The 13,452-nt window shown below is 64.0% G+C and carries 12 protein-coding genes, 1 other RNA gene and 1 pseudogene; 7 read left to right on the plus strand and 7 right to left on the minus strand.

The window, feature by feature from the left end; genetic code table 11:
* Nucleotides 1-5 precede the first annotated feature (5 nt).
* From W5W_RS0108995 to W5W_RS0109010, 4 genes are all read right to left on the minus strand, one after another.
* The gene (locus W5W_RS0108995) at nucleotides 6-1,094 is read right to left on the minus strand and encodes a virulence RhuM family protein (protein ID WP_017195172.1); all 1,089 of its coding nucleotides are present in this window, start codon (nucleotides 1,092-1,094) and stop codon (nucleotides 6-8) included.
* A gap of 121 nt (nucleotides 1,095-1,215) precedes the next feature.
* On the minus strand, nucleotides 1,216-1,638 hold the full coding sequence (locus W5W_RS15735) for a hypothetical protein (RefSeq protein WP_081486237.1): 423 nt from the start codon (nucleotides 1,636-1,638) through the stop codon (nucleotides 1,216-1,218).
* A 125-nt stretch (nucleotides 1,639-1,763) separates the two neighbouring features.
* A complete protein-coding gene (locus W5W_RS0109005; RefSeq protein WP_017195174.1) occupies nucleotides 1,764-1,985 on the minus strand; it encodes a helix-turn-helix domain-containing protein in 222 nt (73 codons plus the stop codon).
* A gap of 215 nt (nucleotides 1,986-2,200) precedes the next feature.
* Nucleotides 2,201-3,343: a hypothetical protein gene (locus W5W_RS0109010; RefSeq protein WP_017195175.1), complete on the minus strand. Its 1,143-nt coding sequence runs from the start codon at nucleotides 3,341-3,343 to the stop codon at nucleotides 2,201-2,203.
* Nucleotides 3,344-3,581: 238 nt separating this feature from the next.
* On the opposite strand from W5W_RS0109010, the pseudogene W5W_RS15740 reads away from it, so the two are divergent.
* From W5W_RS15740 to W5W_RS0109040, 3 genes and pseudogenes are all read left to right on the plus strand, one after another.
* A pseudogene (locus tag W5W_RS15740) lies at nucleotides 3,582-4,934 on the plus strand (ISL3 family transposase).
* Between the two features lie 102 nt (nucleotides 4,935-5,036).
* On the plus strand, nucleotides 5,037-6,074 hold the full coding sequence (locus W5W_RS16135; RefSeq protein ID WP_154650313.1) for a hypothetical protein: 1,038 nt from the start codon (nucleotides 5,037-5,039) through the stop codon (nucleotides 6,072-6,074).
* A 76-nt stretch (nucleotides 6,075-6,150) separates the two neighbouring features.
* Nucleotides 6,151-6,630: a hypothetical protein gene (locus tag W5W_RS0109040; protein ID WP_238533320.1), complete on the plus strand. Its 480-nt coding sequence runs from the start codon at nucleotides 6,151-6,153 to the stop codon at nucleotides 6,628-6,630.
* 159 nt (nucleotides 6,631-6,789) lie between these two features.
* On the opposite strand, the gene W5W_RS0109045 is transcribed toward W5W_RS0109040, so the two are convergent.
* Nucleotides 6,790-7,716, minus strand: coding sequence for a helix-turn-helix transcriptional regulator (locus W5W_RS0109045; RefSeq protein ID WP_029574213.1), 927 nt, complete (start codon nucleotides 7,714-7,716; stop codon nucleotides 6,790-6,792).
* A 125-nt stretch (nucleotides 7,717-7,841) separates the two neighbouring features.
* Between W5W_RS0109045 and W5W_RS0109050 the strand changes: the two genes are divergently transcribed.
* The 3 genes from W5W_RS0109050 (at nucleotide 7,842) to rnpB (ending at nucleotide 10,052) form a co-directional block, all read left to right on the plus strand.
* Complete coding sequence (locus W5W_RS0109050) at nucleotides 7,842-8,750, plus strand: Nif3-like dinuclear metal center hexameric protein (protein ID WP_008733871.1); 909 nt, start codon at nucleotides 7,842-7,844, stop codon at nucleotides 8,748-8,750.
* A 54-nt stretch (nucleotides 8,751-8,804) separates the two neighbouring features.
* Nucleotides 8,805-9,536 carry a zinc ribbon domain-containing protein gene (locus W5W_RS0109055; protein WP_008733878.1) on the plus strand — a complete coding sequence of 244 codons (732 nt, stop codon included), beginning with the start codon at nucleotides 8,805-8,807 and terminating at the stop codon, nucleotides 9,534-9,536.
* 136 nt (nucleotides 9,537-9,672) lie between these two features.
* Nucleotides 9,673-10,052, plus strand: an RNA gene (rnpB, locus tag W5W_RS15295) — RNase P RNA component class A.
* Between the two features lie 141 nt (nucleotides 10,053-10,193).
* Here rnpB and W5W_RS0109060 read toward each other — a convergent pair.
* Both W5W_RS0109060 and map read right to left on the minus strand, forming a co-directional pair.
* On the minus strand, nucleotides 10,194-11,321 hold the full coding sequence (locus tag W5W_RS0109060; protein WP_008733862.1) for a hypothetical protein: 1,128 nt from the start codon (nucleotides 11,319-11,321) through the stop codon (nucleotides 10,194-10,196).
* A gap of 217 nt (nucleotides 11,322-11,538) precedes the next feature.
* Nucleotides 11,539-12,444, minus strand: a complete 906-nt coding sequence (map, locus tag W5W_RS0109065; RefSeq protein WP_017195182.1) for a type I methionyl aminopeptidase — start codon at nucleotides 12,442-12,444, stop codon at nucleotides 11,539-11,541.
* A gap of 75 nt (nucleotides 12,445-12,519) precedes the next feature.
* Here map and W5W_RS0109070 point away from each other — a divergent pair, with 75 nt between their 5' ends.
* Entirely contained in the window at nucleotides 12,520-13,446 is a 927-nt protein-coding gene (locus tag W5W_RS0109070; protein ID WP_017195183.1) for an N-acyl homoserine lactonase family protein, read from the plus strand.
* Nucleotides 13,447-13,452: the final 6 nt, after the last annotated feature.

The raw sequence follows: 13,452 nt of genomic DNA on the forward strand, positions 1-13,452 counted from the left end.
TTGCCTTAGTCCCCTTCTGGCGCATCAGATACGGTCGGATGGGCCACTCCACCGGCTGCCTCCGTGTCCTTTTGGAGTCGGTCAAAGTCGCTGACGTAGTGTCGATCCTGGATGAGCCGGAATCGCTCGAACTCACTCAAGGCGTAGTCGTCTGCCTGGGTTTTCGAGATACGACCTGCGCCTTCTAGGACCTGGCGGTCGTCGAGATCGAGGAAGGCGTCCAAGCGCTTGGCCCAGTCTTCCATGGTCATGGGGATATGACGTCGGGCTCGTGATTCGGCGAGGTCAAGGAAAGCGTTGACGAACCGGCCAAGATCCTCAAGTTCTTCGCGGGTCAAGTAGTTCTTGCCTATCGTCACGTCGCCTCGCAGGATCTTGCCATCAGGGCTACCGCCCCAGGTGGTCAGTCCCATGTGAGGGCGGTCTGCGTCTGCGCGCTCACGGATCAGCTCGGCAGCGGTATGCCCGTGGACTGCGTAGTGCAGCTTGTTCTGGACGGTGGCGAAGAAACGCTTGGTGGTGGGAGCATCGCGGTTGTAGTCCACGCTGGTGGCGTAGATGTCCGTGACCTTCTGGTAGAAGCGTCGTTCAGACAGTCGTATCTCGCGGATCTCCTCCAGGAGTCGCTCGAAGTAGTCCTCTCCCAGGAAGGTGCCGTTGGCCATGCGCTCTCGGTCGATGACATAGCCGCGGATGGCGAAGTCGCGCAGTACCCGTGTTGCCCACTGGCGAAACTGAGTGGCTCGGACTGAGTTGACACGGTAGCCGACAGAGATGATGGCGTCGAGATTGTAGTGAGGGACGCGTCTGCTGACTTCGCGTGACCCTTCGGTTCGAACCTGTAAAAATTCTTTACAGGTTGCCGCTTCTGTCAACTCTTCAGATTCATAGATGTTGCGGAGATGGATGGAGATGTTGGCTCGGCTCGTACCGAACAGTTCTGCCATTAGCTGCTTGGTCAGCCAGAGCGTCTCCTCTTCGTAGCGCGCCTGAATCGAATCGACGCCCTCTTGAGCAGTGAAGATCAGGAACTCGGCTGTCGAGTTACGAATAAGCTTCTCCGAACGATTTGACGGTATGGCGTCAGGTGTCATAAAACTATTATACCTCACATAAATTACATGTATATAGGCCGAAAATCTGGCTTCCACATTTCATGTGGTGCAGAGTTTTGGTGTTGTGATGGATGAAGTTGTCGGGCAGACTGTCGTGGTTTCAATTAGTCTTCTCCGGTCTGACCTGCTCCAACTCCTCAAGTGAACCCCTGATTTTTGTCTTGAGCTCCAACGACAACGGCATTCGCTCAACCTTGGCGAGGATCGTTTTTGTTGTCTCGCCGCGCCGATTCAGTTCTTTGGTAACCTCTAGGAATATGGTCTGCGCCCCGTACTTTGTGACTGCGTCCGAGACCAGTACTCCGACGCCAAGCGTCGCGACTCCTCCCAGCATGCCACCGGGACCAAGTGCTGCAAGTGCGGTCGTTAGTGCAGCGGCACCGGTGTAACCAGTAGCAGTCATGGCGACGACGAGTACCAAACCAGGTACTCCGAGCGCAGCGATCTTTGCTGCGACCACGTCGAGACTGAGGCGATAGCCAAGGCTTCCGACAGTCGAACGAATGGAGGGAACACGTGGCATGACGCGAGTCTAGGGTGACCAGCGAGGAGCCAGATGCGGACGGAGCGGCGCCGTTGGTCACGGTTCGGCCACGAGCGTCAGTGCGGGTACGCCACTACCCCTCTCGTTTAACAGCTCGTGGGGCGCTACCGCCGCTCCCTCACCAGCTCCTCTGCCTCCACCCCGATGGTCTGGGCAATGCGCTCAAGGCTCTGCAGAGTCAGGTTGCGTTCTCCTCGCTCAACACCACCCATGTAGGTGCGGTGTACACCCAGTAGCTCGGCGAAGGCTTCTTGGCTGAGACCTTGAGACAGACGGTAGGCGCGCAGGTTCGCGCCTACCGTCCTCTGCAGATCTCCTACCGCCACAAGGCCATAGCCTCACCATGCGCTACTTGAAGGTCTACAGACTTATGAGTAGCATCAAGGGTGACCTGCACGGATGCGAGCCCGAGGAGGTGGGAGCCATGGGTGGCGACTGAAGCGCGACCAGGGCAATCCACTCCTGGCGGCAGCCTGGGTGCAGCGAGAGATCAAGGGAGGCGATGGCCATGCTGTGCGGTGGCGACTGAGATCAAAGATCGTCAGGCTGCCTCGCGATGCTCGGTGTCGCGGGGCAGTTCGTCGTGGAGAGCCCAGGTGGCGGAGAACCCGGCCTTGGGAAGGAGCCAGCCGTCGAGATTGACCGATGAGACCTTCCCGGCCGCAGCAGCCGGCGACCGGGTGAGCTGCGTGGCCCGGCCGCTTGGTAGGTTGTCGGTGATAGCGAGCTCAGCGATCGTCGTGTCGGTGTAGTCGAGGCGGAGTGAGAAGCCGCGTGCTGGTTGTGGGACCTGAAAGTAGAGCCGATGGCCCCACATCGGCGTCACCGTCCGGAAGACTTGGCGGATGCGGACGGGCTGGCCACTGCAGACTTGGCGGTCGAGCTCGATGGTGTAGGTCTGCCCGGTGGCGGTGACGGTGCGCTGGATAGGTTGACTGCGGCCGTCGACAGTCAGTTCGAGCAACTCGTACGCATCGCGGCTGGTGGCGTCCATGCCCGGACGCGGCTTCATCAGCCAGGCGGAGGTTGCGGGGACGTCCAGGAGGAGCTGGCGGTACTCATCCCGATCCGACACACAGGCGAAGCGGCGGATGCTGTGTGCGGGAACGGTGGTGTACTCCCACTCCACCGTTAGGTCAAAGAGAGGAGTACGCACAGTACTCCTCTCTGGTGCACCAGAGAGCCTGGCTCGGACATCGACGTCGTACCAGCGCTCGGCGGCGCGGATGGCCTGGTCGCGGATATCAGCATAGAGCTCCCGGGCGAACTGGTCGTCGCCCAGGCGCAGGGCCATGACGTTGGCGGCGATGTCATCGAGCAGCTCAGGCGTGGCGACGCGTTTGAGGTCGTCCGGGTGGATGGCGAAGCCGTCGATGACGGCATCACGCATAGTAGGAGCTTGCTCCCTGATGATCTGCCGGAACTGAGCGATGGTGGCCTGCTCTTGGTCTCGACGGAAGGTGTACTCAAACAAGGTGGACAGGACACCGGCGCCAAACAGGGTGCCACCGAGCTCAGTGAGCGGGAAGCTGTGCAGCCAGCTCCAGGTGCCGAGGTCGAGGTGATTAAGCCAGGCGGCGAGCATCATCAGGAGGATACCGGCCAAGGTGAGGGAGACCGCCAGCAGGGCCGCTTTGACGCGGCGGAGGCGATGCAGTGGTGATGGTCCGGTGTTGGCTGCCATTCATTGTTTAGTATAGCAAATCGAGGCAATGGCGGCTATGGCGAAGGGGTATGGACTTTACTGCTTGCGCTTGACTGGATTAGGTGAATTGTCGTCATAAAAGCGGCTCTTCGCGTTTGAGGGTGTAGTAGCCGGAGCCTATTGAAGTGCATAGGTGGGGGTGCGTCGTTACACCAGGTAGGGGTCGAGGTCTCCTGATGATGGGAGCTGCTACACAACCGTCACGAGAGACCTCGACGTGCCTGAGACTACCTTCGCCTGCCCTGATCTGACGACCTTCCTGGGGCTGGCTGCCCTGGGACTGACCGCGGTGGGCCAGCACCTCACAGCCAAGCGCGCGGTGATCGAGTGCCGCATGCCGATCGGGTTTGAGGACCCCTTCTGCAAGGCCTGCGGCGCTCAGGGAGTATCCCGTGGGACGGTGGCCCGACGCCTGGCCCACGTGCCGGTGGGGTGGAGACCCACGCAGCTGGTGGTGCGCGTGCGGCGCTTCGCCTGCACCCACTGCCGCCGGGTGTGGAGACAGGACACCTCCACCTTGGCTGAGCCCAGGACCCGGCTGACGCGCTCGGCGGTGGAGTGGGGCTGCGTGCCCTTGCCCTGGAGTGCATGTCGGTCTCCCGCATAGCAGCCGCCCTGGGGATCTCCTGGCACACCGCCAACAACGCAATCCTGACCCGAGCCAAGCAGATCCTCAACGAGGCGCCCGACCGATTCAAGGGGGTGGAGGTCCTCGGGGTCGACGATTCCCCCGCGCGCTTCGCTCCCGTGCGGGAGGTGCCCCCTCTGTGTGGCGCCACACCAGGCGGGGCGACCGGTACGTCACCGTCATGATCGACCTGACCCCCGTGCGCGACCGCAGTGGTCCGGCCCGGCTTCTGGACGTGGTCCCGGGTCGGTCCAAGAAGGTCCTCAAGACCTGGCTCTCCCAGCGCGACCAGGACTGGCGTGGGCGGGTCGAGGTGGTAGCCACGGGGCGGTTTCACCGGGTCCCGAGAGCGCCGCCGGCGAGGAGCTCCCACAGGCCCGGGCGGTGATGGACCCCTTCCATGTCGTGTCCCTGGCTGCCAGCAAGCTCGACCAGTGCCGCCGCCGCATCCAGCGGGCGATCACAGGGCGGCGGGGCCGGGCGGGTGACCGGCTCTACCGGGCCCGGCGCACCCTACACACCGGGGCCGGCCTGCTCACCGATGCCCAGGCCGAGCGCCTGGAGAACCTCTTCGCTGATGAGCGCCACGCCGCGGTCCAGGCCGCCTGGGGCGTCTACCAGCGCCTCATCCAGGCCTACCGCACCGAGGAGGCGGGCCTGGGAAAGTACCTGATGCAACGGCTCATCGACTCCCTGAGGCAGGCCGTCCCCGACGGGCTGGAGGAGATCCAGACCCTGGCCAGAACCCTGATCAGCCGCAGCCAGGACGTCCTGGCCTACTTCGACCGCCCCGGTACCTCCAACGGCCCCACCGAAGCCATCAACGGACGCCTGGAGCACCTACGCGGCATCGCCCTGGACTTCCGCAACCTCACCCACTACACCATCCGCAGCCTCATCCACACCGAACGCCTCAAAGACCACCTGACAACAACCACCTAAACCAGCCGACAAGCCCCACCTACAACACCCTCAAACACGAAGAGCCAGATTGGCGGCGTTGCGCCGACTTTATGGGAGACCATCGCCCCGCATGACCATACTTTGCGAGAGCAGCTTGACCTCTACCCCACGAAAGTTCAAGAGCACATCCACAAGCTCCATAGCGCACGGAAAGCGGAGCGACGCCAGTACGTCGAGAAGAATGCCGCGGCCATCTATTTCGATGCCCAGGCGCTGCTGCTGACCTTGAAGGCAAAGGTTGGCTACCAGGCGCTTTATGTTGCGCGCCTGCAAGCCCGCGGCACTACCGACCCGTTGGAGGCGCGTCAGGCTGACGTGGCGCTTAGAGACACCAAAGTACAGTTCGACGAGCAGTTCCAACTGGCCATCGACCTTTTGGTCGACCTCACCCGCGAGCTTCATCTCATCACTGAAATCTCGGGGTCTTCCACCTGGTCCTTCCCGTGGGGGCGCCAGGATGATCGGGTATCTCGCGAGGTGTGCGCCAAACTGCTGGAAGTCATCGAGCCATTGATCAACGCTTTCCACCCTGGAACGCCTGAGCTGAAAGTCCCGGATGTCACTTGCGCACCGGCTGATTTTGACGTTGATCCATATCTTCGTGTTCTTCGTTGGTTATTGGATGACGGTGAGGTGCTGCGAGGGCTAGCGCTCTCGCACATTTCCAATCAACTCGGTGTGCTTGCTGCTCAAACGGGTATGCTAGATACTGTTGTTGATAACAGCTGGAAGTCTCTCGCGCCCGATGTGCTAGCCTTGTCCTCTCTTATTGCCATCACCGACCAGCGCATCGTCACTGCCAACCCGCAAACGCTTCGCTCTGAGGGGAAGCTCGGTGATTGCTTTGACCTGACGTCGATTCGCAATGTTCGTCCACCGGAGATGCATGATAATCAAATTCGCCGAACCATCACGGTAACCACGGAGCGGCGGGACCTTACATGGATGTTCTCCCAGGCGGCCGACGATGACGCGATCAATCAACTTGCTGAATTACTTCAAAAGAACCTATCTGAGGAGAAGTCCCAACAGCTGGCCGTGAATGAACCTCAAGCGACTGCTGATGCGCCTGAGCCCCTGCTCGATCGGCCTCCGCGAACAGACGTTTCCGCGAAGTAGCGGAGCAGAAGGCCCCGCCTGCCGTCGGATGGCGTCCGCATTGGTCATGCGCTTCAACCCGGTTTATCCTCGCCTCATGAGGTTCGGCCCGCACCGCGGCAAGGAAGAGTCCAGCGAGATGTGCCGCGTGCTTCGTGCAATCTCTGTCGTCTGCGCGTTCGGATGGTTCGCCAATGCGTTACTCCATCTGCTGCTTCTCATCGGCATGCCCTTGGGCGCGTTCGTGCTGGGAGGCAAATACACGGTGATACCTGTTGCCATGCGGCCTATCAACCTCCTCCTGATGGTGCTGTGGAGCTTGTGCGGGTGGAGCTATCTGGCGTACGGCGGCGTCATCTTCCACACCCGGCGCCGTTGTCTGCGACCGGGCCTGATCATCATGACCGTCTTCCTCCTGCTCGCGTCCGTCTTCAACATCGCCGTCACCTCGAGTCCCACTGAGCGATACGCGACCGGCACCCTGAGCGTCGTCATGGTCCTACTCAGCGCAGTGCTCCTCCTCGGCTCCTCGGGACATGCCCGCACGATCTCCTGGCTTCGGTGCGGGACGCCGTAGCCGGCTCATGGGCGGATGGAGAACCACTCCAGGGCTGTTGCAATGGTGCTGCATATGTTGCGTATTCCTGCATGTTTCGCAGATGCTGCGCTGCCGTGTGCGCCGGGAGCCGGTAGGCAGCCAGATGCCTCGTCGGTGAGGATGGTCTCGATCTCTCGGTCAGCCTGCCGCAGCCCAGGCGCGCAGACGCTGCATAGCGGCGTGTGCGGGGGAGCCGGCAGACGGAGTGAACACGACGACCTGTGCGCCGTCGTCCTCGGCGAGCATGCGGAAGGGGACCGTGACAGTGCCGATGAGGGAGTGGAAGATCTTCTCCTCACCCTGCGATGAGTGCGGCGGCAGATCCTGATCGATCCACATGCGGCAGAACAGGCGACTGCGGGCGGTCAGAGTGCCGACCACACCGATGAGGTCAGGATCGTTCGGATACGCCTCAAGCGCCGTTCGCAGATCGGAGACCGCGCGTGTGATCACGTCGCCCCAGTCGGGCCAGAAGCTCTGCGCCGCGTCTTGGTCGAGGAAAGCGAATTCGAGCAGATTCACCGTCTTCTTCCGGGCTCCGGCCCATTCCAGCACGGGCGCGTACAGGAGGCGACCCGGTCGATTGACCGCCACGAGGTCGAGCGACCGAGTGCGCATGTAAGCCGGCATGTCGAAAGAATCCAAGAGCTGCCTGATCGGAGCATGTGAACTGTGCTCCGTATCTTGCTGAGAGTCTGGCTTACTCGCTTGCTGCTCGGGCGGATCGGCGGGTGTTTGCTCCGGTGTGACAGCACCGCCATTGGGATATGCGGCGTCGAGCAGGAGACTGAGGCGCCGGCGGTCATTCGGACTCAGCGCCAGCACCTCGCTGAGAAGATCCTGTAAAGACGTTTCAGGTGCCGCGGGCAGCAGACCTCGTTCGAGGTCCGCGTAGTAATCAGTGGCGACTCCCAGTAATCGAGCGATCTCATCGCGGCGGAGCCCGGGCACGCGACGCGGCAGGCCTTTGGCGGGCAGGCCCGCCATGGCGGGAGTGACTACTGCGCGATGCTCGGTGAGGAACACGCGCAGGTCTGTTTTCTGAGCCTTGGATCCTCGACGCATAACTCCAGAGTAAAAGACGGGCAGGGGTCCCGTTACCCTTTCATGATCTTTCGCTCAGCCGTGTCGCCTTGAATCGGTCTATTGAGATCCGCATTGGTACGCCTGTATCAGTCTAGCCTTCACTCATGAGCCAGCCCGTCATCGCTTCCAGCCCCGCCGAACCACTTTCCGCGCAGGCCGTCGATACCTCTCCTGACGCATCCCCCGCTTCCCCCACCGTTGCCGATGTCGTCGCCATGCTGCGCACCGCGGCCCCGCCCGAGCTCGCCGAGTCCTGGGACTCCAACCAGCTCATCTGCGGCGATCCCGCGGAGTCCGTCGGCTCGGTCCTCCTGGCGGTCGACCCGGTCACCGCCGTCGTCGAGGAGGCCATCGAGCGCGGCGTCGATATGGTCATCACCCACCATCCCCTCTACCTGCGCGGGACCGACCATGTGTCCGCCACCGACCCCAAGGGACGGTCAGTTCACCGCCTCATTCGAGCCGGAATCGCCCTGGCCAACGCCCACACGACCCTCGATGCCGCCCACGGGGGCGTCGCCGCCGCCCTCGCCGCTGCTGTCGGCGTGCTCTCCGCCGTGCCGCTGGAGCCCAATCCGCTGGATCCGACTCAGGGCATCGGGCGGGTCGGCACACTCCAGCGTCCGACTCGCCTGCGCGACCTGGCTGCGGCCGTCGCCGTCGCGCTTCCCGATTCCGCTCCCGGCCTGCTCGTCGGCGGGGACCCTGAGGCGACTGTTGAGACCGTTGCCGTGTCCGGTGGCGCCGGGGACTCCCTGCTCGCCGCCGCGCGCAACGCCGGCGCCGACGTATTCCTGACCGCCGATCTGCGTCACCATCCCGCGTCCGAGCACCTGGAGGCGGGGCGCCCCTATCTGCTGTGCGGTACCCACTGGGCCACCGAGTGGGTCGGCCTGCCTCCGCTCGCTGCCCGCCTGGAGCGTGCGGCCGCAGCCGACGGACGTAGACTCAGCGCGTATGTGTCCGAGGTCGTCACCGACCCGTGGACTCTGCGTCTGAGCACCGGCTTGTGAACGGGCGCTCGGATCATGCAGAACTCGATACCCAGCCAGTGAAGGATCACCGCAGTGACGAGCGCCCCCCTCAGCCAGCAGCGTCTTCTCATCGATCTGCAGAGCCTCGATTCCCGTCTCGCCCGCCTGTCACATGAGCGCGCCCATCTGCCCGTCCTGAGCCGCATCGAGGATGCCGTCGGGCGTCTGCGCGCCAATCGGCGTGATGCCGTTCGCGCCACAGGCGATCTGACCGACGCCAAGGCGGAGGCGACCCGCGCTGAGGATGAGGTCGGGCAGGTTGTGCGCCGTGCCGAGATCCTGCGGGAGCGGCTCTCCTCGGGAGCTGCCGGCACTCGGGACCTGAGCGCCATCCAGGGGGAGATCGACCAGCTCGGCCGCCGTCAGAGTATTCTTGAGGACGCGCAGATAGCCGCCATGGAGGCATTGGAGGCCGCCCAGGCGGAAGTCGATCGCCTGGCCGCCCAGGAGCAGGAGATCCGCGCCTCCGGTCGTGAGCTGACCGCCACCCGTGACGCCGAGTTCGCCCGTCTTGATCAGGAGATAGAGCAGACGAGCGCACGGCGTGCTGAGCTCGCCGGCACAATCGACGCCGCCCTGCTGGCCGAGTACAACGCCGCTCGGGCAGCGACCGGGGGCATTGGTGCGATCGCCCTGTACGGACGCCGGGTTGAGGGGGCCGTCGAGATCAGTCCGGCCGAACATGCGCGGATCGCGGCTGCCCCGGCGGACGCCGTCCTCCATGCAGAGGCCAACGACGTCATTCTTGTGCGCATGGAGGGCTGATCCGGCGGGCCCGGCGACCTCGGTGAGCCCGATGAACCCGGCGACCGCTGTCGCACTCGTAATTGTTGCCACTGCCGCAGGAGGCCCCGCTCAGAAGGCGAGCGGGCTCCGGGGAGGATAGAGTGCATTGTGCGGACGAGCCGACCGGGCGGCCGCGGTACTCCTGGGGGACCGGGAGATCGAGGAACGTCCGGGCTCCACAGAGCAGGGCGGTGGCTAACGGCCACCCGGGGCGACCCGCGGGACAGTGCCACAGAGAATAGACCGCCTGTCGGGGAACCGGCTGGTAAGGGTGAAACGGTGGGGTAAGAGCCCACCAGCACCGCAGGTGACTGCGGTGGCTTGGCAAACCCCGCCCGGAGCAAGACCGCACAGCAGGCGCTTGAGGGCTGCTCGCCCGAGCCTGCGGGTAGGTCGCGTGAGCCCGCCGGCAACGGCGGGCCAAGATGGATGGTCGCCACCGCCGCCGGCGACGGTCGGCGGTAACAGAACCCGGCGTACAGGTCGGCTCGTTCGCCTTCCTCGCAGAGTCCCTGAGAGTCTCTGCTGCGGGGCGTGGCCTATTGATATAGGGGAGTGCCCACCAGGTCATCCTGGTGGGCACTCCCACATCATGCTCGGGCGGCCGCTCAGCAGCGACCAGTCCCGCTCATTGGGTCACTGCGTCCTCACCTTGATGTAGGTCGCTTCGTTGTAGTTGGACAGGGCCTCGACGGCCCACACGCCGTCTTTCGCCTGAGTCTGCTCAGTCGTCATCAGGAACGTGATGTACCCCTTGGCGGTGCCTCCATCTCGCGGCATGTCCTGCCTCTTGAATTCATCGCGGATCTCGTATGAGATGTAGTCCTCGGGAGAGGTGGTGTTGCCGTTCTGGACGTAGTCGACATCCAGATCCGTATAGTTGAACTGTCCCGTTCCGTGGTACGTAACGCTCACCGGCACACGGACATAGACGTATCCGGCCGGGGGCTCCGTCCAGCTGTACTTCGAGCTGCTGTCCTTGAGCTGCTGTGTGGCGTCCCACTCGACGACGCCGAAAGTGACATCGATGGACGCGTTCGGATCAGTGCTGTACTTGTTCGCAGTGATAGTGACAGTCTCATTCGCCTCATACGGATTCTTCTCCGTTGAACCCACACCACCGCTGCTGCCGCTGCCGCCCGAGGACGGTGTGGGGCCGGCAATAGTCGGCGCCGGGTCATTCGTGTGATGGCTGTTATTGTTGTTGGAACTGCCGCTATTGCTGAGGATGGCGATGAGGCAGCCCGCGACCAGCGCGATCACGACGACACCGATGATCAGCCAGAACCACCACTGCTGGACGATGGGCTTGGGGCCGCTCGGGCCGCCGGGCCCCGGTGGCTGCCAGCCCGGCCCTCCCTGCGGAAGCCCGCCAGGGCCGCTCTGAGCGCCCCCCTGATTGTGGAAGGGCGTCGGCGACTGGGCGTAGTTCATGCCGGGGGCGTAAGAGGCTCCCGGGGCGGAGCCGGTCGCGGGCGCCGAGGCTGCGTAGTCGCCCGACGGCGCCGAGGCCGACTGCCCGGTCGGATCCGCTACCGGGGACGATCCGGTCGGGACGGCCTGGGTCGGGGCCCAGGCGGCGTCCGCGGCAGATGATGCCTGGGGCGCCGAACCGGCACTGGAATCGGGAGCGGAGTCCTCGACCCACAGCTGCCAGCCCTCGGGAGCCGGGCCCCAGGCGGGGTCGGGCTGCCAGCCCGCAGGAGGATTGAAACCCTCCGGGGGAGCGGGCCAGTTAGGCGGTGGGTTGAATCGAAGTGCCATGAGGAACCTCCGGGACGGTCGGATGATGGGGCATCGGTGCGACGTACGTCGTCCTGGGGAGGAATGTACACGTCATGGACGCGCCGTCGTGGCTCACGATCGTATATCGTACTGGGGAGTTCTGTCCTATCCGGTCGCATTATGGTGCCCGATATGGGAGCCTACTGGGCTCTCCAGGGCTCTGCAGGCCTATTCAGGGCTCATCCGGGATCTCGGCTCACGGCGTCGTCAGGACCTCCGCGCCGTTCTCGGTCACCACCAGGGTGTGCTCGAACTGGGCAGTGCGGGAGCGGTCCTTCGTGACGACCGTCCAGCCGTCGTCCCACTGCTCCCATTCCTCGGTGCCCAGGGTGAGCATGGGCTCGATGGTGAAGACCATACCGACCTCCATGACATCGGCGTACAGGGGGGCGGCGTCGTAGTGGGGGATGATGAGGCCGGAGTGGAAGGCCTCGCCCACGCCGTGGCCGGTGTAGTCGCGCACGACGCCGTACTGGAAGCGCCGGGCGTACTTCTCGATGACGCGCCCGATGACATTGACTTCGCGGCCCGGCCGCACGGCCTTGATGCCGCGCTCCATGGCCGTGCGCGTGCGCTCGATGAGGGCGGCCGTTTCAGGATCGACCCGACCGACCGGGAACGTGGCGTTGGTGTCGCCGTGGACACCATCGAGGTAGGCGGTCACGTCCAGGTTGACCAGGTCGCCCTCGCGCAGCTGCGTCGAATCCGGGATGCCGTGGCAGATGACCTCGTTGATAGACGTGCAGATCGACTTGGGGAATCCCATGTAGCCCAGACAGGACGGGTAGGCGCCGTGGTCGCACATGTATTCGTGGGCGATCCGGTCGAGCTCGTCGGTGGTGACTCCGGGGGCGATCGCCTTCGCGGCCTCGGCCAGAGCGCGTGCGGCAATACGTCCCGCACGGCGGATCCGCTCAACCGTCTCGGGGGTCTTGATGTCTGAGGCGGTCACCCGCTCGGGGCCGTCGTGGAACATGTACTCGGGGCGGGCGATCGAGCCGGGGACGTGGCGATCGGGACCGAGTCTGCCTTTCGTGAGAGTGCCGCGGGGAGCGCGATCGGCCAGGGACGCCGGTGAAGCCGAGGAAGCCGAAGAACTCATGAGAACAGCATAAGAGTCCGCCGCCCGCTTCGCGTACTGCCTCGGTTATAGGTGCTGCGAATTAGACTGCTGCTCATGAGCACTATTCTGGAAGTCCTCCATACGGGCACAGTAATCGTCGACAAGACGCTCCCGTACCACCGGCCCGAGGACCCTCCGCTGGCCTGGACCCATGCATTCCGCAGGCGCAGCGATCTCATTGCCGCGCCTGTGAGCGCCTACCTGGTGGAGAATCGTCACGGCCTGACTCTCATCGATACCGGCTGGCACAAGCTCAACCGCAGCAGACTCGGGCAGATCGCCAACCTGCGCCATCAGTATCCCGTCAACAAGGCGGATCTGCCCCCGGGCCGGGCCATTGACGAGCAGCTGGAGGAGCGGGGCATCCGCCCCCGGGACCTCGACCTGGTGCTCATGAGCCATCTCCACTGCGATCACGCCGACGGGCTGCGCCTGGTGCGGGAGGCCCCGCGGATCCTCGTCTCCCGTCCTGAGATCGAGGCGGTGCGCTTTCACCGCGCGACCTATCTTCCCCACGAGTGGGACGGCGTCGATTTGCGGACCTTCAGGTGGAATACTCCAGTCGGCCCTTATGACGCCGGGTACGACGTCTTCGGCGACGGCAGCCTGGTCATGGTCGCCGTGCCCGGGCACTCACGGGGACTGTGCGCCACAATCGTCCGCGGCGATGAAACGGCCGATGGCGCGATCCATGAACATGAATGGGACCTGGTTGAGGGCGTGGACGCTGTCGGAGCGCTGGGCGGAGCATCGGCGACTGCGCCCGTTGACGCTGATAGCCGTGTCTTCTACCTGCTCACCTCTGACGTCGGGTACGGGCGGCCCTCTTTCGATGAGGGGCTGCGCCCCAGCGTTGTCGTCGATGCCTCTCAGGCGGAGCGCTCCTTGGAATGGGTGCGCCGGGTGGAGCATGACCCCCGCTGCCTGGGGCTCATCGCCAACCACGATCCAGAGGTCGAGGAGGGGACCCGGGCATTGTGAGATTCC

This window comes from Actinomyces massiliensis 4401292 (genome assembly GCF_000269805.1).
In the GTDB taxonomy this organism is placed as follows: Bacteria; Actinomycetota; Actinomycetes; order Actinomycetales; family Actinomycetaceae; genus Actinomyces; species Actinomyces massiliensis.

What these genes read in the sequence shown, in the direction of transcription:
- W5W_RS0109050 (WP_008733871.1), top strand. Translation starts at nt 7,842, where the DNA reads ATGAGCCAGCCCGTCATCGCTTCCAGCCCCGCCGAACCACTTTCCGCG.
- W5W_RS0109040 (WP_238533320.1), top strand. Translation starts at nt 6,151, where the DNA reads ATGAGGTTCGGCCCGCACCGCGGCAAGGAAGAGTCCAGCGAGATGTGC.
- W5W_RS0108995 (WP_017195172.1), bottom strand. Translation starts at nt 1,094, where the DNA reads ATGACACCTGACGCCATACCGTCAAATCGTTCGGAGAAGCTTATTCGT.
- W5W_RS0109010 (WP_017195175.1), bottom strand. Translation starts at nt 3,343, where the DNA reads ATGGCAGCCAACACCGGACCATCACCACTGCATCGCCTCCGCCGCGTC.
- W5W_RS0109060 (WP_008733862.1), bottom strand. Translation starts at nt 11,321, where the DNA reads ATGGCACTTCGATTCAACCCACCGCCTAACTGGCCCGCTCCCCCGGAG.
- W5W_RS0109045 (WP_029574213.1), bottom strand. Translation starts at nt 7,716, where the DNA reads ATGCGTCGAGGATCCAAGGCTCAGAAAACAGACCTGCGCGTGTTCCTC.
- map (WP_017195182.1), bottom strand. Translation starts at nt 12,444, where the DNA reads ATGAGTTCTTCGGCTTCCTCGGCTTCACCGGCGTCCCTGGCCGATCGC.
- W5W_RS0109070 (WP_017195183.1), top strand. Translation starts at nt 12,520, where the DNA reads ATGAGCACTATTCTGGAAGTCCTCCATACGGGCACAGTAATCGTCGAC.
- W5W_RS15735 (WP_081486237.1), bottom strand. Translation starts at nt 1,638, where the DNA reads ATGCCACGTGTTCCCTCCATTCGTTCGACTGTCGGAAGCCTTGGCTAT.